This is a genomic window from Protofrankia symbiont of Coriaria ruscifolia, assembly GCF_900634745.1.
Taxonomy (GTDB): Bacteria; Actinomycetota; Actinomycetes; order Frankiales; family Frankiaceae; genus Protofrankia; species Protofrankia californiensis.
The window spans coordinates 1-17,710 of sequence record NZ_CAAAFR010000185.1 but is presented as its reverse complement, the minus strand read 5'-3'; the positions used below and the strand labels follow the sequence as shown (position 1 = coordinate 17,710).

General features: G+C 66.8%; 17 protein-coding genes and 1 CRISPR repeat array. Of the genes, 11 read left to right on the top strand and 6 right to left on the bottom strand.

The genetic code is table 11. From position 1 onward, the window contains the following. Positions 1 to 55: 55 nt before the first annotated feature. Positions 56 to 445: direct repeats of the CRISPR family, unit length 36 nt; unit sequence GTTTCAATCCGACTCGGAAAGTTCCTGCTGTGCGAC. Positions 446 to 986: 541 nt separating this feature from the next. From CV1CTNOD_RS21695 to CV1CTNOD_RS21650, 11 genes are all read left to right on the top strand, one after another. Next, positions 987 to 1,409: a hypothetical protein gene (locus tag CV1CTNOD_RS21695; protein ID WP_131787816.1), complete on the top strand. Its 423-nt coding sequence runs from the start codon at positions 987 to 989 to the stop codon at positions 1,407 to 1,409. Between the two features lie 62 nt (positions 1,410 to 1,471). Next, on the top strand, positions 1,472 to 2,110 hold the full coding sequence (locus CV1CTNOD_RS21690; protein WP_131787815.1) for an E2/UBC family protein: 639 nt from the start codon (positions 1,472 to 1,474) through the stop codon (positions 2,108 to 2,110). 29 nt (positions 2,111 to 2,139) lie between these two features. Further along, positions 2,140 to 2,634 (top strand): hypothetical protein, encoded by a 495-nt coding sequence (locus CV1CTNOD_RS25080; protein ID WP_207386590.1) that lies wholly within the window; start codon positions 2,140 to 2,142, stop codon positions 2,632 to 2,634. Positions 2,635 to 2,692: 58 nt separating this feature from the next. After that, complete coding sequence (locus CV1CTNOD_RS21685; RefSeq protein ID WP_165485667.1) at positions 2,693 to 3,724, top strand: HesA/MoeB/ThiF family protein; 1,032 nt, start codon at positions 2,693 to 2,695, stop codon at positions 3,722 to 3,724. Positions 3,725 to 3,766: 42 nt separating this feature from the next. Then, entirely contained in the window at positions 3,767 to 4,843 is a 1,077-nt protein-coding gene (locus CV1CTNOD_RS21680) for a reverse transcriptase domain-containing protein (protein WP_131787813.1), read from the top strand. Continuing rightward, entirely contained in the window at positions 4,834 to 5,853 is a 1,020-nt protein-coding gene (gene cas1, locus CV1CTNOD_RS21675) for a CRISPR-associated endonuclease Cas1 (protein ID WP_131787812.1), read from the top strand. The genes CV1CTNOD_RS21680 and cas1 overlap by 10 nt, the downstream gene beginning before the upstream one ends. Before the next feature lie 2 nt (positions 5,854 to 5,855). Next, entirely contained in the window at positions 5,856 to 6,143 is a 288-nt protein-coding gene (locus CV1CTNOD_RS21670) for a CRISPR-associated endonuclease Cas2 (RefSeq protein ID WP_165485666.1), read from the top strand. Then, entirely contained in the window at positions 6,140 to 6,439 is a 300-nt protein-coding gene (locus CV1CTNOD_RS21665) for a hypothetical protein (RefSeq protein ID WP_131787810.1), read from the top strand. The genes CV1CTNOD_RS21670 and CV1CTNOD_RS21665 overlap by 4 nt, the downstream gene beginning before the upstream one ends. A 914-nt stretch (positions 6,440 to 7,353) precedes the next feature. Then, positions 7,354 to 8,202: a CRISPR system precrRNA processing endoribonuclease RAMP protein Cas6 gene (gene cas6, locus CV1CTNOD_RS21660; protein WP_131787809.1), complete on the top strand. Its 849-nt coding sequence runs from the start codon at positions 7,354 to 7,356 to the stop codon at positions 8,200 to 8,202. A gap of 170 nt (positions 8,203 to 8,372) precedes the next feature. After that, the gene (locus tag CV1CTNOD_RS21655; RefSeq protein ID WP_131787808.1) at positions 8,373 to 8,669 is read left to right on the top strand and encodes a hypothetical protein; all 297 of its coding nucleotides are present in this window, start codon (positions 8,373 to 8,375) and stop codon (positions 8,667 to 8,669) included. A 293-nt stretch (positions 8,670 to 8,962) separates the two neighbouring features. After that, positions 8,963 to 9,622 carry a response regulator gene (locus CV1CTNOD_RS21650; RefSeq protein WP_131787807.1) on the top strand — a complete coding sequence of 220 codons (660 nt, stop codon included), beginning with the start codon at positions 8,963 to 8,965 and terminating at the stop codon, positions 9,620 to 9,622. 98 nt (positions 9,623 to 9,720) lie between these two features. On the opposite strand, the gene CV1CTNOD_RS21645 is transcribed toward CV1CTNOD_RS21650, so the two are convergent. From CV1CTNOD_RS21645 to CV1CTNOD_RS21615, 6 genes are all read right to left on the bottom strand, one after another. Then, positions 9,721 to 11,343 (bottom strand): AAA family ATPase, encoded by a 1,623-nt coding sequence (locus tag CV1CTNOD_RS21645; protein WP_131787806.1) that lies wholly within the window; start codon positions 11,341 to 11,343, stop codon positions 9,721 to 9,723. A 332-nt stretch (positions 11,344 to 11,675) separates the two neighbouring features. Next, the gene (locus CV1CTNOD_RS21640; protein ID WP_131787805.1) at positions 11,676 to 13,454 is read right to left on the bottom strand and encodes a sensor histidine kinase; all 1,779 of its coding nucleotides are present in this window, start codon (positions 13,452 to 13,454) and stop codon (positions 11,676 to 11,678) included. A gap of 246 nt (positions 13,455 to 13,700) precedes the next feature. Next, complete coding sequence (locus CV1CTNOD_RS21635) at positions 13,701 to 14,954, bottom strand: PP2C family protein-serine/threonine phosphatase (RefSeq protein WP_165485665.1); 1,254 nt, start codon at positions 14,952 to 14,954, stop codon at positions 13,701 to 13,703. Between the two features lie 68 nt (positions 14,955 to 15,022). After that, positions 15,023 to 15,421, bottom strand: coding sequence for a hypothetical protein (locus CV1CTNOD_RS21630; protein WP_131787803.1), 399 nt, complete (start codon positions 15,419 to 15,421; stop codon positions 15,023 to 15,025). 935 nt (positions 15,422 to 16,356) lie between these two features. Beyond that, complete coding sequence (locus CV1CTNOD_RS21620; protein WP_131787801.1) at positions 16,357 to 16,935, bottom strand: helix-turn-helix domain-containing protein; 579 nt, start codon at positions 16,933 to 16,935, stop codon at positions 16,357 to 16,359. 273 nt (positions 16,936 to 17,208) lie between these two features. Further along, positions 17,209 to 17,710 (bottom strand): acyl-CoA dehydrogenase family protein (locus CV1CTNOD_RS21615; RefSeq protein ID WP_278043965.1); only part of this gene is annotated, 502 nt, incomplete at its 5' end.

Genomic DNA, 17,710 nt, shown 5'->3' with positions numbered 1-17,710 from the left:
GAGTAGCCGATCGCCACGCCGGGCGACCTTCGCGCAGCCCTGGGGTCATCCCCAGGTTTCAATCCGACTCGGAAAGTTCCTGCTGTGCGACCTGGGTTCCCGGTGCCCGGGACCGGCGAGCTCGCGTTTCAATCCGACTCGGAAAGTTCCTGCTGTGCGACTGCGCGGTTCCCCGCAGCCACAGCCGGAATCGGAGTTTCAATCCGACTCGGAAAGTTCCTGCTGTGCGACGTCGGGTTCGTCCCGGGCAGGAAGGAAGTTCCGGAGTTTCAATCCGACTCGGAAAGTTCCTGCTGTGCGACTGTTCGCCGCGATGCTCAACGCCGACGCTGAGACCAGGTTTCAATCCGACTCGGAAAGTTCCTGCTGTGCGACGGCATCGTCTCTGCCCGGTCCCACGCTCGCATGGGTTTCAATCCGACTCGGAAAGTTCCTGCTGTGCGACAGTACCACTGATCCTGGGGTGTCTGACCTGCGGGTTTGCAAGATCGTCCCACAACCTCCCGGAGGGGGCTGTGGACAACCGGCCCAAAAATCTTGATCGTTTATGTTTTCGCAGCTCACAGGGTTATGGATCTTTCCCACAACCTCCCCGTTCTGTCGGCGTGTCGGAGGTTGTGGGCAACGATCAAGGTCGGATCGTTTGACCGTCATGAACATCTGTGCATTACGCCGCTGCCAGCGGGATCCGGCCGTCATGTCCCCATCATCCGTCGGATGCGGGTAGACGCACACTGCGGACGGGGAGAGCGGCGATGACGAACCCACCGCGACTGCGCATCGACGAACACGGAGTCGCCGTCCCCGTCGATCTGCCCGGCCAACCGGCGCCGGTTCAACCGCCCGAGATGCCGGTTCGGCGTGCGCCGGCTCAACCCCCTCCGGCCCCGGCGGTTCCGGTTCCAGCTCGACGAGTCGGGCCACGCCCACCAGCGGCCCAGCCGACAAGGGCCCCGCGCCGCCAACCAGCGCAACGTCCACCTACCGTGGCTCGTCCCACACGCGGCACGCGTCCCACCTGGGTCGATGACAGTCCTCGCTACCCGGCCGACGACACGCATGCCGACCATGGGTGGGTTCCGGACATGGCCCGAGCCATCGCCTCGAACGCCTACGCCCAGCCGCGCCCACAGACAAGTCGACCGGCGGGTCCGGGTACGCGGGCGGGAACGGACGCGGCACTGCCGAGGCGAACCACCTCCTACCGGGACTTCCTCACGACAACACTGCTCGCCTGCGGGGTCTTCGGCGGGGTCTTCGGCGGGGTCTTCGGCGGGGTCTTCGGCGGGGTCTTCGGCGGCACCCTGCTGCCCGAACCACCGCCGCCCGCCGTTGTCAGCCCGGCGATACACGTGATCCCGAATGCGAAGAAACCATACCCTATAACGCTCGAACCGTTCGGGCGGTAGCGCGGTGACATCGCGCTCATCCGTCAGGCGCAGGTGAACGCCGAGCCGAAAAGGAGAACGCCATGGCCAAGACGATCCGTATCAACGGCATCGACGTGCCGGTGATCGCCGACGACCTGACCGGCACCGAGCTGAAGCAGGCCGGCGGGATCCCGTCCGACCGTGTTCTCGTACGGCAGGGACGCGATCGCAACACGATCGTTCCCGACGGCCAACGAATCCGTGTCGCCGACGGCGAGGTCTTCGCGCATCATGCGCGGCATTCCAAGGCCGCCCAGCACACCGATGCCGGATCCGCGATCGCGAACACCCGCCACCGCCGGGTCCGGTGGGAGGCCGCGCAGCTCGCCGGCGGCTATCCGGGGCTGCATGTCGCGGACGACGACTCGTGGGTCGTCATCCCGGGCTTCCGGCTTCCGGCCGGGTGGTCCCCGGACCGTACGACGGTCCTGCTCGTCCCGCCGCTGACATATCCCGAATCGGCGCCGGACGGCTTCTACCTCGGTTCGCAGCTTCGCCGTCGCAACGGCGGCGACCTCGTCAGCCCAGGGCACTACTTCCAGGGTCACAAGAACCCCTACGCCGACCTCGGCTACTTCTGGTACTGCCTGGAGGACCCGGGACACAACTGGAACGCCGCATACGACTCGCTCATCACGTTCGTGGAAGCGATCCGAACCTACCTTGGGACGGCGGACTGATGCGCTGCGTCATCCGTGTCCCTGACGCCGTGTGGGAGCCGACATACCGGTATCTGCTGGCCGTTCCGGTCGAGCGGATGGCGTATCTGCTCGGCCACGCAAGCGTGTGGACGGATCCGTGGGGGCAGCCCACTACCGATATTTTCGTCCGCTACGCGATTCCCGTCCCTGACGATGCTCTTGCTCTGCAAACCAGCGCCCGGGTCGAGGTGGACCGTGCGCTGACCGGAGCGGTGCTGCGTGAATGCTACGAATGCGCGTTGTCGCTCATCGACATCCACACCCACCCGTTCGCCGACCGTTCGGTGTGGTTCTCCGGTCATGACGAGGCGAACATGCGGATCACCCATGCCGAGTTCGCCGACACGATCCCCGCACAACCACCCGTTTTCCCCGCGTCACTCGTCCTCGGGCGGCGTTCCGTCGCGGGCGTGTGGCGGAACCCGTCCACCGGCGCTTTGGAAACCATCGACGAGCTGCGGCTGCTCGGCCGCGCCGAAACCGCCGTGGAACTCGTCCGGTAGGCGTCAGGATCCGACCGGCGTCAAGAAGAAGGATCGGCAGAATCTCGGGGACATCAGCATGGACCGCACACGGTTGGTCGAGAGCCGCTTCGACCGACAGGTACGCGCATTCGGCGCGTCCGCGCAGGCCAGGCTGCGCGATCTCACCGTCGCTGTGGTCGGTGTCGGCGGCGCCGGGTCGCTGGTCGTCCAGGGGCTCGCCCATCTCGGCATCGGGCGGCTGCTCGTCGTCGACCCCGACGTCGTCGAGACGACGAACCTCAACCGGGTGGTCGGCGCCACCCCCGACGACGCCCGCCGGAGCCGCCCGAAGGTCGAGGTGGCGGCACGGCTCGCGCGAGCCGTCGATCCGGCACTGCCCGTGGCCGCGACACATGGCGGCGTCCTGGACGCCGAGATCTGGCAGGCGTTGCGCTGCGCCGACGTAATCGTCGGGGCGGTGGACGGCCACGCCCCACGCTGGGCGCTCAACGTGCTGGCCGTCCAGTACGGCCGGCTCTACATCGACATAGGCGTCGGGATCAGCCGGTCACCAGATGCTCCCGCTGCCGCCGTGTCCGAGAGCGACCCGGGACCTGCTGTGTCCGAGGGCAACCCGGGACCTGACGTGGACGAAGCGCCTGCCGCAGCCGGGACGCTGGATGTGGGCGGGCACATCGCCGTCGTCCGCCAGGGAGGGCCGTGCCTGCTGTGCCAGTGCGGGTACGACCCGACCGTCGCGGCCCTCGAACTGGACCCAGCCGCGCAGGCCGCCCGCCGCGCCGCGGGATATCTGCCCGCCGATGTGGACGCCCCCGCACCGAGCGTGCTGTTCCTCAACCAGGCCGTCGTCGCGTTCGCCCTCGGCGAGGTCCTGAACTGGGTATGGCCCTGGCGCCCACCCGCCACCCACCTGCTCGTGGACCTTGTCCGTCCCGCCGTCGTCACCCTCGATGCCGATCGGGTGGACGACTGCCCCGCGTGCGGCTCCAGCTCGGTACGCGGCCTCGGCGACGCCGGCGGAATCCCACCGTTCCCCTCCCCCATGCGTTCCAGGCCGCCAGCCGTTCCCGTTCCAGCGCTTCGGGGACCTTCTCCATACGACCAGTGACCGAGGCTTCGTCCGTCAGGGGCGGGTGGGAGGTGAGCGACGATGGCGAACAGCACCAACAGCACGCTCGACCGGATGGCACGCGAGTCCACGCTGTGGGGATCCTGGGCACGGGTTGCGGCAGGCAGCGCCATGGCCGGCGCGGACGGAATCGGCGTCGAGACGTTCGGCCGGCAACTCGGGGTGCGGCTCGACCACCTCGCCGAACAGCTACGGACCCGGACATACGAACCCCAGCCGCTGCGGCTCATGACGATCACCCGGGGTGGGAAGCGCCGCCGGCTAGGCCTACCGACCGTCCGCGACCGGGTCACCCAACGTGCCTTCCTCGAGGTCTGCGGCAAGCGCCTCGACGCCTCGTCCGCCGAGGTCAGCTTCGCCTATCGGCGTGGCCGCTCGTGGCTGGACGCGCTCGCGCAGGCGGAGCGGTGCCGTGACGCCGGCCTGCGTACCGTTCTGCGCGCCGACATCGCCGAGTTCTTCCGCGAGATCGACCATGAGCTGCTCGCGGATGCCCTGAACCAGACGATCACCGACCCGGAGGCCGCCGCGCTGGCGCGGGCATGGGCGTCCGCGCCGCTGCTCACCGAATACGGAGTGGTCGACCGTGACCGTGGAGTACCCGAAGGTGCTCCGGTGAGCCCCGCGTTGGCCAATCTCTATCTGCGGGGTTTCGACAAAGCCGTGCACGGCCGCCGCGGGCATCTCGTCCGGTACGCAGATGATCTTGCCGTGTTCTGCCCGGACGAGGACGCGGCCCTCGCCGCCGCGGCCGATGTCGACGCGGCGCTGACCAGTCTGCGGCTGCGGACGAATCCCGGCAAGACCTATGTGTCGACATTCGACACCGGCTTCTCGTTCCTCGGTTGGGTGTTCTTCCGGGACGGCGGATGGGCGGAGTCGCCGAACGAAGGTTGGACGCATCCGATGTCGGTGGGGCGTAACGCATCCGGCCACCGCCTGGCAAGCGGTGGCCGTCCAAATGGCCCGGCGCGGTTCGGCGGTGGTCTGACCGGTGCTGGCCAGAGCGAGAGCGCTGTCCAGCCCACAACGGGTACCCGTCCTACATCGGGTACCCGGTCCGCAGCGAGCGGACAGGAGCGACGACCATGGCGATGATCACGAGGCAGCCACTCTACGTCGTGGGCCACGGTTCGGTGCTGTCGAAGCGCGGCGGACGGCTGGTGATCTCACGGGACGGCCAGGTCATCACGTCCGCGCCGCTGTCCCTGGTGGCCGAGGTCGTCCTGCTCGGCAACGTCACGGTGACCACCCCGACGATGAACGCGCTGCTCGCTGACAGCGTCCCGCTTGTCCTGCTGACCGACGACGGGCGGGCACGGGGCCGGCTCGAACCACCATCCGCCCCTCACATCGATGTACGGCGTCAGCAGCTCGCCCGATCCGGGGACGAGTCCGCCCGGTTGGAACTGGCCCGCGCGGTCGTTCGGGGAAAAATCCACAACCAGGACATTCTGCTTCGGCGGCGCGCTGCGCGCAGCACGGACCCGGACGAGGTGTGGGCGCTCGCGCACCGGCTCGCCGAGCTTGCGAACCTCGTGGATGACGCGCCGACGCTCAGCACATTGCTCGGTGTCGAGGGCGCCGCCGCCGGCGCTTACTTCCGGGGAATCCGGCTGCTGCTCGACGACACGGCCGCAGCCGGCTTCCGGCGGCGGGACCGCTCCGACGTCGACATCGTCAACGTGCTGGTCAACTACTGTTCGGCGCTGCTGCGGGAAGTCGTCATGGGCGCGGTGGTAGCCGCCGGCCTCGACCCCTACCTATCATTTCTGCACACCCCGAGCCGTGGTCGCCCGGCCCTGGTGTTCGACCTGATGGAGGAATGGCGGCCCATCCTGCTGGAGTCGACAGTCCTCGCGCTGCTCGGCCTGGGAATAGCAAATTCCGATCACGTGACAGTGACCCCGGACGGGCCGCGCCTTGCGCCGGAGGTCACGTCCGCGGCCATCAACCGCTTCCGCGCCCGCATGGCGGCACCGGCACGCGGATGGCCCAAGGGAGCGGAAAGCGGGTCGTACGCGGATCGGTTGCGTGGCCAGTCCAGGGAGTTCCGTGGCTGGGTGCTCGGCGAGTCCGAGGCATACCAGCCGTTCGTGTGGAGGTAATAGTGAACGCCCCCCGGCTCGGCTACGTGGTGACATTCGACATTTCCTGTGACGCCTACCGGCGGCGGGTCGGCAAGGTTCTTGAAAAGTACGGCCCACGCATTCTTCACAGCGTCTACGATATCGACGTCCCATCCGCGCGAATGGGACGGTTCACCGACCGGCTCATCGACATGGTTGAGCCACGGGACCACATTCTTGTCCTGCCGTACTGTGCCGACTGCAGGTTCTCGTGGGCAGGCATGCCGATGGACGCCCCGCCCGTGGGCGGCTGGGTCGTGACATCGTGAAAGGGCCGGTCATCGTCGTCTACGACATCGCTGACGAACGCCGCCGCGAACTCGTCCGTGCGGCGCTGCGTCCGTTCGCGGACCGTTTCCAGCAGAGTGGCTGGTACGTCCCGTCCGTCGCGGGGTTCACCGCGGCCCGGGTGACCGCCGGGCTGAGCGGACTCACGCTTCCCGGCGATCGGGTCGCCGCCTACCAGCCCTGCCAGCGGTGCGCGCCGGACATGCGCTGGCTCCCCGACGACGGCGCCTGGCAGCCCTCCGACACACCCGCTGGCATTTTCATCGATCACCGGTAGGCGCAGTAGGCATTCCCCGGCTTCGATCTGAAGGTACTACGGCAGCCGTAGGTGGAAACCGTCATTATAGCGACCGTTTCCACCTACGGACGCGGAAGCTGTAGGTAGAAACCGTTGTGATCGCGACGGGAACCACCTACGACTTCCGCGTCCCAATCGGATTCGGAAAATCCCTGCCCTGCGACACACCAGGGCAACGTTCCGACCCAGGTCCAGGGGTTTCAATCCGATGCGGAAAGTTCCTGCCGTGCGACTCGCCCTTGACACTCGCCGGCGCCGAAACCTTCGTGCAGGCCTTCGGTTTCAATCCGATGCGGAAAGTTCCTGTCGTGCGACACCTCAACTGATCGCCGCCCAATGGGCCGGCACAGTTTCAATCCGATGCGGAAAGTTCCTGTCGTGCGACACCAGCAGCCAGCCGCTCACTGAGGTCCGGGCTTAGGTTTCAATCCGATGCGGAAAGTTCCTGTCGTGCGACAGTACCACTGATCCTGGGGTGTCTGACCTGCGGGTTTGCAAGATCGTCCCACAACCTCCCGGAGGGGGCTGTGGACAACCGGCCCAAAAATCTTGATCGTTTATGTTTTTGCAGCTCACAGGATTATGGATCTTTCCCACAACCTCCTCGCTCTGTCGGCGTGTCGGAGGTTGTGGGCAACGATCAAGGTCGGATCGTTTGACAGGTAGATGTATCTGTGCATCACCCTGCGGATGCATGCCCGTGACCCTCACCCCTCCATCGTCCGTCAGAGACAGCTGGTCGCGTCGGTGACGTGCGGAGGTAGACCATTGACTGACGCCGGAGCGTGCCTGACCCCGGCGCGGCGCGCCTGGTCCACCGGCCTACCGTGAGATCCGGATCGCACCTTGGACCTGTCGCGGGAGTAATGCCGCAAGAGAAAAGAAGGTGACCTGTGCCCGCTCGCGTCGTCGTGTACGTCAAGCCGGCGTCTTCGGGCGCGTTACCTCCGCCGCACACAGGCCCAGCGGTCAACGCCGCCGTTCTCACGGCTGTCCGCGACGAGCTGTCACCCGAGGCCAGCGCGTACCTTCACGACGGCCCGCCGCCGCGGCCGTTTGCCATCACACCGCTTCTCGACGAGCGCCAGCGGACTCCCGGGCGTTCGTCGAACACCGTCCGCTTCGAGGTCGGGATCCTGCTCGACGAGATCGTCGGTTCGATGCTCGCAGCCCTCGGCTCCCGCGACAGATGGCGTTTCGGCGCCACCGGCTACACGACCGAGTCGGTCGAACTCGTCCAGGCCGAGCCCTACCCGGATCTGCTCGCCACCACAGCACCGGCGGCGTCCTGGGCGTTCGGTCTGGTCACACCGGTCAGTTTCGCTACTGGACGCGGTGACGGCGCGCGCCGGCAGCGCATCCTGCCCGACCCTGAACGCGTGTTCGGCACTCTCGCCGCACGGTGGAGAACCTGGGCGCCGCCCGACGCCCCGCTGCCCCCCGACATCGACGACGTGATCGACGACCATCTGGAGCTTGTCGACATGCGCCTTTCCGCTGCCGAATGCGTCGTCAAGATCGGGGCTCCGAAGCGCCGCGGCTGCGTGGGATTCGTCCGCTACGATCTTGCCGGACCGTCGGGTGTCGCACCTCTCACACATAGCGCCATCGGAGCCCTCGCCCGTTTCGCCTGCTACGCGGGCATCGGCGACCGCACCGCCAGCGGCATGGGCTACACCGTCATCGATCCTGACGGCGGTTCCGGCCACAGACCGCCGGTGCCACCGCGCCAACCCGTGTGAACAGCGCAGCGCAACCGCGGTCAGATTCGCGGCTCTGATCGGGATCCGTCCACGAGGGCTGCTGGCCGCGGTCTTCCGCTTCCGCCGGTTCGCTGATCGGCGTTCCGGGTAGCCGCGGGCAGGGCAGGTGGGAAATGCTGCTGGATTACAGCCGAGAAGGGAGCGACCGCATGACCGACACGAAAACCGCCTGGGACGACGTGGCGAACAGCGTCACCACGTTGGGACAACGACTGAAGACGCACTTCGACGACGTCGTCGGCGAACGCGCGTCCGATCGCAAGGGGCTCGACGACGCGCTCGCCGAGCTTCGGGCAACCCTCGACAGGGCCTACTCCGCGGCCGGTCAGGCGGTGAAGGACCCGGCGGTTCGCGAGAGCGCATCGAAGACCGGTGCGTCGTTCGTGGACGCGCTGTCCACCACGCTGACCGAGCTGGGCCAGCGGCTCAAGAACCTCCGGCCGTAGGGCCGTAGGGGCGCGGCGTCGCGGGGTTGGGGCACGCACCCGCATCGACCACGGCCGGCTGCCGACGGGTCGTCAATTCCTCGGCGGCCGGTCCGCCCGTTGTAGCGGCCGGTCCGCCCGTTGCGGCGGCCTGCCAGTGGGGTCCGTGAATGCTGCGACATGTCCAGCCTGACAACGGATGAGCGCAGCATCCGGAAATCGGCGGAAAACGCGAGACCTCGGCGCTCCGGGATCCCGAGACCCCGGGCGATCCGGATGGTAAGCGGCATCACTTGCAGGTAGTGTGCCTCGTCGTGGATCCGGTACGCGTATTTCTCCTGGATGACCACGAGATCGTCCGTCGCGGTATCCGGGAGGTGCTGGAAGATACCGGTGACATCCAGGTCGTCGGCGAGGCCTCTACCGCGGCCGAGGCACTGCGCCGCATCCCCGCTTCCAACCCGCGCGTGGCGCTGTTGGACGCGCGCCTGGAGGACGGCAGCGGTATCGACGTGTGCAGGGATATCCGCTCCGCGTACCCCGAAGTCGGCTGCCTGATCCTGACGTCGTATGACGACGACGACGCCCTGTTCGCCTCGATCATGGCGGGCGCGGCCGGCTACCTGCTCAAGCAGATCAAGGGCATGGATCTGATCGGCGCGATCCACACCATCGCCTCGGGTCGCTCCCTGCTGGATCCGGCCGTCACGCAGAAGGTGCTGGCCCGGCTCCGGGAGGGGCCGGCCGAGGACAGCAGGCTCGCAACCCTCAGCGACCGGGAACGGGAGATCCTGTTGCTGATTGCCGAGGGGTTGACCAATCGGCAGATCGCATCCAGGGTGCACCTGTCCGACAAGACGGTGAAGAACTATGTCTCGGCGATCCTCGACAAGCTTGAGCTGACGAGCCGGACCCAGGCGGCGGTCTACGCTACAAAACTCCAGAAAAAGCAGAAACAGACCGCCCAGAAATAGGTCCGCCAACCATCATGACGGAATGACGGAGGCCCGTGCCGTTGGGCAACAGCGTTGGGCAACGCCGTTGGGCGACCCGGCGCCGGACCGCATTTACGTCACCGATAGACCGAATTTACGTGGCGCTGGGCGGCCAGGAGCGCTTCACCGATCGGCACCGCCGTCTGGATGACGCCGGCGGTCGGCCACGGTTGGGCGCGTGCCGCCAACGCCTGATGGACGGCGAGGGTCGCGTCGGAGGGATCCTCGCCAACGGCGGCGCGGCGGGCGATACGGGCGGCGGCCACCTCCGGCGAGGTGACACAGCGCAGCTCGACGAGGTCGGTGGCGGTCTGCTCGGCGAGGCGGGCGGCGGCGGTGCGGTAGCCGGCCGTGGACCACGACGCGTCGAGCACGACGTTCTCGCCCCGTTCCATGGCGTGGCTGGCCCGCCGCAGCAGTTCGGTATAGGTCGCATCGGTCGCCTGAGCGTCGTAGTGCCCCTCGAACAGACCGGCCGGGACGTGCGCGTCGGCGGGCAGACCGGCCAGCTCCTTGCGGACGACGTCCGAACGCAGCAGCACCCAGCCGTCCTCGGCGTCGGCGAGTTTCCCGGCCAGCGTGGACTTGCCGGTACCGGGCAGACCTCCGACGAGCACGAGCCGGACCCGGCCACGCCGCAGATGTCCCAGCGCGATCGCGGCGAGCTTGCGCGCCTGCCGCGCGGCCTCCGGCGCACCCTGCCGGGCACGGATGCAGGACACCTTGGCACGCACCAACGCCCGGTAGGCGATGTAGAGATGTTGCAACGACGGCGGATGCGTCTCCGCGGAGAACTCCCCATACCAGCTCAGGAACTTCTCGGCGGCTTCGGGGACGTCGAGGCGCTCCAGGTCCATGGCGAGGAACGCGACGTCGCCGAGCACGTCCCCGAGCCGCAGTCGCCGGTCGAACTCGATGCAGTCGAGCACCCGCGGACCGTCGTCGAGGCAGTAGATGTCGTCGGCGAGCAGGTCGCCGTGCCCGTCCCGGATCCGCCCGGCACGCTGGCGCTCGGCCAGCAGCGGTGCCCGGCCGGCAAGATAGCGCAGGGCGAGCCGACCGATCTCGTCGACGACGTCCGCATCGATCAGCGTCCCGCGAAACGGCGCGAGCCCGGTCAGGCTTTCCCGCCACAGCGCGTCGAGCGTGGCGAGGCTGCCCGCCTGGGCGATCTCAGGGGAGGTCGCGCACCGCTCGTGGAAGGCGGCGAGCAACCGGGCGAGCGCCCGTAGTTGCCCGTCCACCCGCCTCCCCATTGTGATCATGGTGGACAGGCGCCGGTTCGCGGGCATCCGCCGCATCACGACCATGTGGTCCACCAGCACGCCGTCGCTGTTGCGGATGTCGGCCACTCCGAGATAGACATCGGGGGCGAGACGGCGGTTGAGCTCAACCTCGGCCCGGCAGGCCGCCTCCCTCGCCTCCCGGGTGCGGAAGTCGAGGAACCCGAGGTCCAGCGGCTTCTTCACCTTGTAGACGCGGTCGCCGGAGAAATACAGCGTCGCGCTGTGTGTCTCCACCGTCTCCAGGTCGGTGAGCTGCGGGCCGGCGAACTGCAGACCACCGAACTCCGGGCCCGCAAACTGCGGACCATCGAACTGCGGGTCATCGAACTCCGGGCGTCCGACCTCGAGATACGCATACGGACGCGTGTGCAGGCCCATACGCCTCGACGCGGCCGCCCGGTCATCAACGGTCATGACACCTCCAACATCGAACATGAAGCTGCGGCAAGCGTGGTCATGGCAGGCCGGAGCGAGTCGACCCGCCAGGCACGACACTGGCCGCTAGACATCCATGATGGGTCGTGACGGAAATCGAAACGACCGTCGGAGGTTTCCCCGGGGACGGGCCGTTCGGACCCCGTCACGTGGACCTCCGGCCCGCAACCCCTCCGGATGGCGCTCCCGGGCCGGACGAACCGTCCCAGCGGCTTGCAGATCCTGCACCGCGCGAGCAGGTGCGGTAACGCCAACGGGCTCCGGGTAACTCAGGTAACCGGGTAACCGGGTAACTAAGGTAACCGGGTAACTCAGGTAAGCGGTACGGACCAGCGCAGGTGGGTGCCACCCTCGGGTCCCGGAGCGAGATCGAAGGTGCCGCCGAGCTCCTCGGCGCGGCTGTGCATGTTCGCAAGCCCGCTGCGACGATCCGTGTTCCCGATTCCCACGCCGTTGTCGATCACATCCACGCTGAGCCGGCCGCCGGTCACCCGCACGATGACTTCGACGCTGCTGGCACGGGCGTGACGGGCCGCGTTCGACAGGCCCTCCCGCACCACGGCGATCAGATGCTCGCCGACCACCGTCTCCACCGCCGTGTCCAGCGGGCCCTCGAACCGCAGGTACGGCGCAAAGCCAAAAGCGTCACTCACCGTGTCGACAACAGAAGAAATTCGCGCCCGCAGGCCAGAGCCGGCCGCCGTCCGCCGGCCCCGGAGCTCGAAAACGGTCGACCGGATCTCGCTGATCGTCACGTCGAGATCCTCCACGTACGTGGCCATCCGGCGGGCCGGCCCCGAGCGCTCCTCGGCGGCGGCCAGTCCCTGCATCCCGAGCGCAACGGCATACAGCCGCTGCATGACATGGTCATGCAGGTCACGGGCGATCCGGTCCCGATCCTCCAGGACGACGATCCGTTCCCTGGAGACACGCGCCTGGGTGATCTCGAGGGCCATCGCCACATGTCCGGCGAACGCCGCAGCCATGTCCAGGTCGCTGTCCGTGAATGGCGTGGCTCCGTGGTGCCGGCCGAGCACCACCGCTCCGGCGGCCACCCGCGAACCGACCAGCGGAACGATCATCAGGGGTCCGATCCCGCGTGCATAGGGATCGTTTCCGCTGGCCTCGGCCGCGGCGTCCGAGACGAGCAGAGGTGCACACGTCCGCACCGCCTTGCCCCCCAACGAGCCGTCCATCGGGACCACGGTGCCCTGCAGAGGACCAGCGCCATCACCGTCGGCAACCTCGACAGCCAGATGCGACGAGGACTCCCCCCCGAGCAGGATCGCGGCCACGTCCGCGCCGGCGAGCTCCCGGGCTCGACTCACGATCAGGTGCAGCGGCTGCTCGCCGTCGGCGAGCACATGGCGTGTGATGTCCGCCGAGGCCTGCAACCACCGCTGGCGACGTTGCGCCTGGTCGAACAGCCGAGCGTTGTCGATGGCAACCCCGGCGCTGGCGGCCAGCGCCAGGACGAGCTCCTCGTCCTCCGCCGTAAACATCCGGCCGTTGCGCTTCTCCGTGAGATAGAGGTTGCCGAAAACCTCGCTGCGAACCCTGATCGGAACGCCGAGGAAGGTCCGCATGGGCGGATGGTCGACCGGGAAGCCGACAGCTTGGGAGTTTGTGGTGATGTCGTCCAGGCGAAGCGGTTGTGGCTGTGCGATAACCACGCCCAGAACCCCTTCCCCTCGCGGAGGGTGCCCGATCTTCTCGACAAGGGACGGCTCCATGCCGACGTGGACGAGCTGCTCGAGATAGCCTTCCTTGGCGATCACGCCGAGGGCGCCGTACTGGGCGTCGACCAGCTCGCAGGCCTCCTCGACAATGCGGCGCAACACCACCTCGAGACTGAGGTCGGCAGTGACCATCCGGGTGGCTCGTAGCAGGCCACGCAGCCTGCTCTGCGTCGCGATGACGTCCTGCGCCCGCTCGACGAGCTGGGCGAGCAGCTCGTCGAGCTCCAGGCGGGCAACCGTCGGGAAGGCCAACTCGCTCACCGACTCCACGGACGGATCATCCGGCAAGGGTGCGGATGCGTCAGGATCCGGCGTACGCTTGAAGATCTTTCCTGCCCCCTGGTCGTCCATATCTTCAATAGGCTAACGGAACCGGGCCAACACCGACGAGTCCCCCGGAATGATCGATTTACGAATTCCTTGCCTCGGCGTGGGAGCCCGGTGAATCGATATTCCTCGCGGAGCGATGTCGGACACGCCGGCCGCCCGGATATTCGGACTGAATGCGTCGGATGAACTGAATGCTGCTTTATCATGATATAATCAACCAGGTGGAAACCGACCGATCGGTGACTCGGCACCGCATCCGTGGCGCGCTCATCCGCTCCGGCCCGGACTGGAGAACCGACGCGTGACTGCCGCCCGTGCAGCCTGCCCGGGCGCAGCGGTGATATTTTCCATCGGATAAACGGCTTCGTCCAGGCGTTGCAGCGGAGTCGCAATGACGTCGGACGCGGTACAGACGACCGCAACGGCAATCTGGTCGTCCGCCACGCCGCCACCGGAGTGCTGTGCGACAGCTGTGAAGAGGTCGTTCACGAGAACCCCGGGATCCCTGCCGGGAAGGCGTGTCAGTTCGCCGGCCAGCCGCTGGAAACCGAATTGATTCCCGGCCGGGTCGCGCGCCTCGGTGAGGCCGTCACTATAGGCGCATAGAACATCTCCCGGTGCCAGGCGGACCCGTTCGGTCCGCCACGTACCGTTGCCGTCGGGCAGGATGTGGGCGACGAGGGGTCCTGTCGGGGCCAGGGACACAAGTCCGGCCTGTCCTGTTTCGTTCCCGTTCCCGTTCCCGTTCCCCTCCCGTCCCGCCTCCGCGTCCGCGTCCGCGTCCGCGTCCGCGTTCCATTCTGTGTCCCGTCCCGTGTCCGAGCTTCGGACGATCACCGGTTCCGGGTGTCCGGCGTTCGCGTATTCGACGAGCCCGGTGGCAAGGTCCACCACCGCGACGAACGTGGTCGCGAACATCTCGCCGGTGTCACCAAGATGTCGCTGCACCCGCTGGATCGCCTCATCCGGTGCGGACCCGGTGAGCAGAGCGGACGCGAGAAGCTGCTTGACCAGCAGCGCATGCACGCCGGCTACCGGCCCGTGCCCTGCCGCGTCCCCCACGGTGAACCCGAGACGACCGTTGGGAAGCTCGAAGGCGTCGTACCAGTCCCCGGCAAGCACACCTTCTGCCGGGATGATCCGGCTCGCGATTCGCATGCCCGGGATCTCGACCACGGACGCAGCGAGCGCGTCCCGCAATGCTGCCACGGTCGGTCCCTGCTGGCCGAGCGCGGCCAGCACACGTAAACGCATCGCATCCACCCCCTGCCCGAGCTCCGCCAGCTCGGCCGGACCGTCGCGGGGCACGGCCCGGTCATAACCACCGCCGGCGAGTTCCCTGACCGCGCGCAGCAGTCCGCGGACCGGTGCGAGAACCGACCGCCGGACGCCGACAACCAGCGCGGTGACAAGCAGAAAAACCAGGAACACGGCAGACAGCGCACAGGCCAGCAGTTGCCACCCGGCCCCGTCGACCTGAGCCGATGTCTGCGCCTGGTGACGCACGATCTCCTGTTGCATCGCGGCCACCCGCGTACGCATAATGTCGAAACTCGAATTTCTCGTGACAGCCGCCTCTATCGGACGAATTACCACGGCATCCCGGAACGAATAGCGGTTACCCCGGAATCCGCCTGCGCGCGCCATGTCTCGTATGCTTCCGAAACCTGCCGCATGAGGGCGGGAAGCGTCCCGAGGCCGGCGACGGAGGCGGACAGCTGGTCGACCTCGAACGAGATATCCCGGGACGCAGCCGGAGGGGGTCCGACGAGCTCGGACCGACCGGTCGTCAGGTAGCTGCGCCAGCCGCTGTCCTCGTCGGCCAGACGGTTCAGGAGGACAGCCGCACCTGCCGCGGCCGGGCCCAGCCGGTCATGCTGGAAGGCTGCGGCGTCCCACACCCTGATCGCAGCTGTCAACGCGGTCCCGAAGCAGCCAAAAGCGATGCTCAGCGTAATGACCGCTAAAACGGCCACCTGCCTCTTCATCGCGTTCTCCCCCACGCCCCCCTCCTGTCGATCAGTAGCCCCGGCCACGGAAACCGCCGGTCACCTGCCGGGCCTGACAACTGTCTTGTGTCACCACATGTCCCTGTACCACCACGTGCCAGCCGACCTGCGACTTCTCCTTCCGATCCTTCCGCCAAAACTCTTCCAAGCCTGACGGAGTCATCGCAGCTCCGACAGGGACCTTCGGCAGACAGGGCGGGGTCTGTCCCGACCCGATGGACAGGTGCCATTACCCGGCCGATCGGCTCCCGGCATCGGCCGGCGCACGGAGTGCCGGTGGACGGAGTAGGTCCGGTGTCCGGAGCACGCGAGCAGGTCAGCAGGTCAGCAGGTCAGCAGGCGAGCAGGTCAGCAGGTCAGCAGGCGAGCAGGTCAGCAGGTCAGCAGGCGAGCAGCGAGCTTGCCCGGAGTTGACGCGGCAGCGGCCCAACCGGCAGAGTGCGCACGCGAACTCATCGCCGGCTACCTCATCACCGGCTACAAGGTCCACCGCTCGGTTGCCTTCGTCGACGCGCCCCCGATGTCCGGGACGGACACGATCTTCAAGACGTCCCTGCGTGAGCAGCTTCATCAGGCCGACTGGACGGTCCGGCCATCGCCGATCCGCGAATACGGACGCCGGGAGACAACCGGCCGATCCGAGTCATTCTGGATCTTAATCGTTCTGGAGCCTGAGCCGTCCCGCTGCGCCTCGCTCACCGGCAGGACGACTCTGAAATCGCTTACCGCAACTGGCAGGGCATCGACTTCATGGCGTGCACGAAGTTGCTGCGGAGGTATGACGACTCCCCTACCGACAGGTCGGGAACACGGTACAGAAACTCGCTGGAACTCGCGCAAAATCGTGCGTAGCTGCGTCTTGGCGAGCATGTTCCCCATAAGGAATCTGGATCAGCAAGGTATCTGAATAAGCCTCATGATCTGAACGGATCTTTCGCCCGATGGACGCCGGGCGGTTTGGCCAGCGCGTGGTACCGAGCCACGGCGTCCGTACGGTTGGCCGCACCGATCTTCCGCAGAATGTGTTTCACATGCGATTTCATGGCACCTTCGGTCACGAATAAGATACTCGCAATCTGCGCATTCGTCTTACCAGACGCCAAGCTGCGCAGCACGTCGCACTCGCGGGGAGTAAGGTTGGCGAAAAAAGCGTCCCCCGAATATGTCGCTGAAATCTCCCGTGAATACGGTCCCTGCGAACGTGGAGCTGATTTTTCCGAATCCTCACCGATCTTCATGGCATCCTCGACGAGGTCATCGACGAGATCGTTGACCGCACACACATGCTCATTGAACATGGACCGCATGGACCGCATGGACCGCATGGACCGCAATCGCCGGAAGAGTAGGTTCCTTTCAAACGCGACACCCAGCCCCTCAGCGAACATGCCGAGCAGGTCACGGTCGAATTCGTCCACTCCACCGAGTTCCATCTGCCGGTCGGCGTGCAGCAGTCCCACCACCTTGCCCCACGAGATCACCGGGGCAGCCACATATGGCTCGCCGATCCCCTCCCCCAGCCTCCCGGCAACCGGTACACCACGGCTTCGACACGGCCATTCGGCGGACGGCCATGACCGTCACATCACTCAACTTTGGTCGATACATTAGACCAATAGGCCAAGCCGGTCCAGACTGGATGTGAGGGCACTCGACCAAGCGCTACGCGCGTATCCCGCCGCAGTCCACCGTCGAGCCGTGGCAGACGATACACAAGATCAGAAACTTCTCGGACCGCGACATCGCCATGTCATTCGGACATATGCCTACAAACCCAACGACTTGCTAATGATCGACTTCATGACCTCGCTCGTGCCGCCGTATATACGCGAGACGCGGGCATCTGCGTACATCCGGGCGATGGGGTACTCGAGGATGTAGCCGTAGCCACCGAACAACTGCAGGCAACGATCAACCGCCCGGCCCTGCAACTCGGTGCAGTAAAGCTTTACCTTCGCCGCATCCACCGGATCCAACTCACCAGCGACGTGCTCGGCCAGCGCGCGGTCCACCATCGCCTGCGCCGCCTCGATTTCCGTGGCCACTGAAGCCAGTTCGAACTTGGTGTTCTGGAAGTGGCTGACCGGCTTCCCGAACACACGGCGGTCCTTGACATAGGCCACGGTCGTGTCCAGCGCGGCTCGGGCAGCCGCCACCGAACCAATCGCAATAGTCAACCGCTCCTGGGGCAGGTTGTGACCCAGATAGTCGAAGGCCATCCCTTCCGCACTCCGCACGTTCGGTTTAGGTCTCTGACCAGCCCATTTT

Excerpts from the sequence above, each read along its gene's own strand:
- CV1CTNOD_RS21655 (WP_131787808.1), top strand. The coding sequence starts at position 8,373 with ATGACCGACACGAAAACCGCCTGGGACGACGTGGCGAACAGCGTCACC.
- CV1CTNOD_RS21635 (WP_165485665.1), bottom strand. The coding sequence starts at position 14,954 with ATGCAACAGGAGATCGTGCGTCACCAGGCGCAGACATCGGCTCAGGTC.
- CV1CTNOD_RS21630 (WP_131787803.1), bottom strand. The coding sequence starts at position 15,421 with ATGAAGAGGCAGGTGGCCGTTTTAGCGGTCATTACGCTGAGCATCGCT.
- CV1CTNOD_RS21685 (WP_165485667.1), top strand. The coding sequence starts at position 2,693 with ATGGACCGCACACGGTTGGTCGAGAGCCGCTTCGACCGACAGGTACGC.
- cas1 (WP_131787812.1), top strand. The coding sequence starts at position 4,834 with ATGGCGATGATCACGAGGCAGCCACTCTACGTCGTGGGCCACGGTTCG.
- CV1CTNOD_RS21645 (WP_131787806.1), bottom strand. The coding sequence starts at position 11,343 with ATGACCGTTGATGACCGGGCGGCCGCGTCGAGGCGTATGGGCCTGCAC.
- CV1CTNOD_RS21690 (WP_131787815.1), top strand. The coding sequence starts at position 1,472 with ATGGCCAAGACGATCCGTATCAACGGCATCGACGTGCCGGTGATCGCC.
- CV1CTNOD_RS21640 (WP_131787805.1), bottom strand. The coding sequence starts at position 13,454 with ATGGACGACCAGGGGGCAGGAAAGATCTTCAAGCGTACGCCGGATCCT.
- CV1CTNOD_RS21680 (WP_131787813.1), top strand. The coding sequence starts at position 3,767 with ATGGCGAACAGCACCAACAGCACGCTCGACCGGATGGCACGCGAGTCC.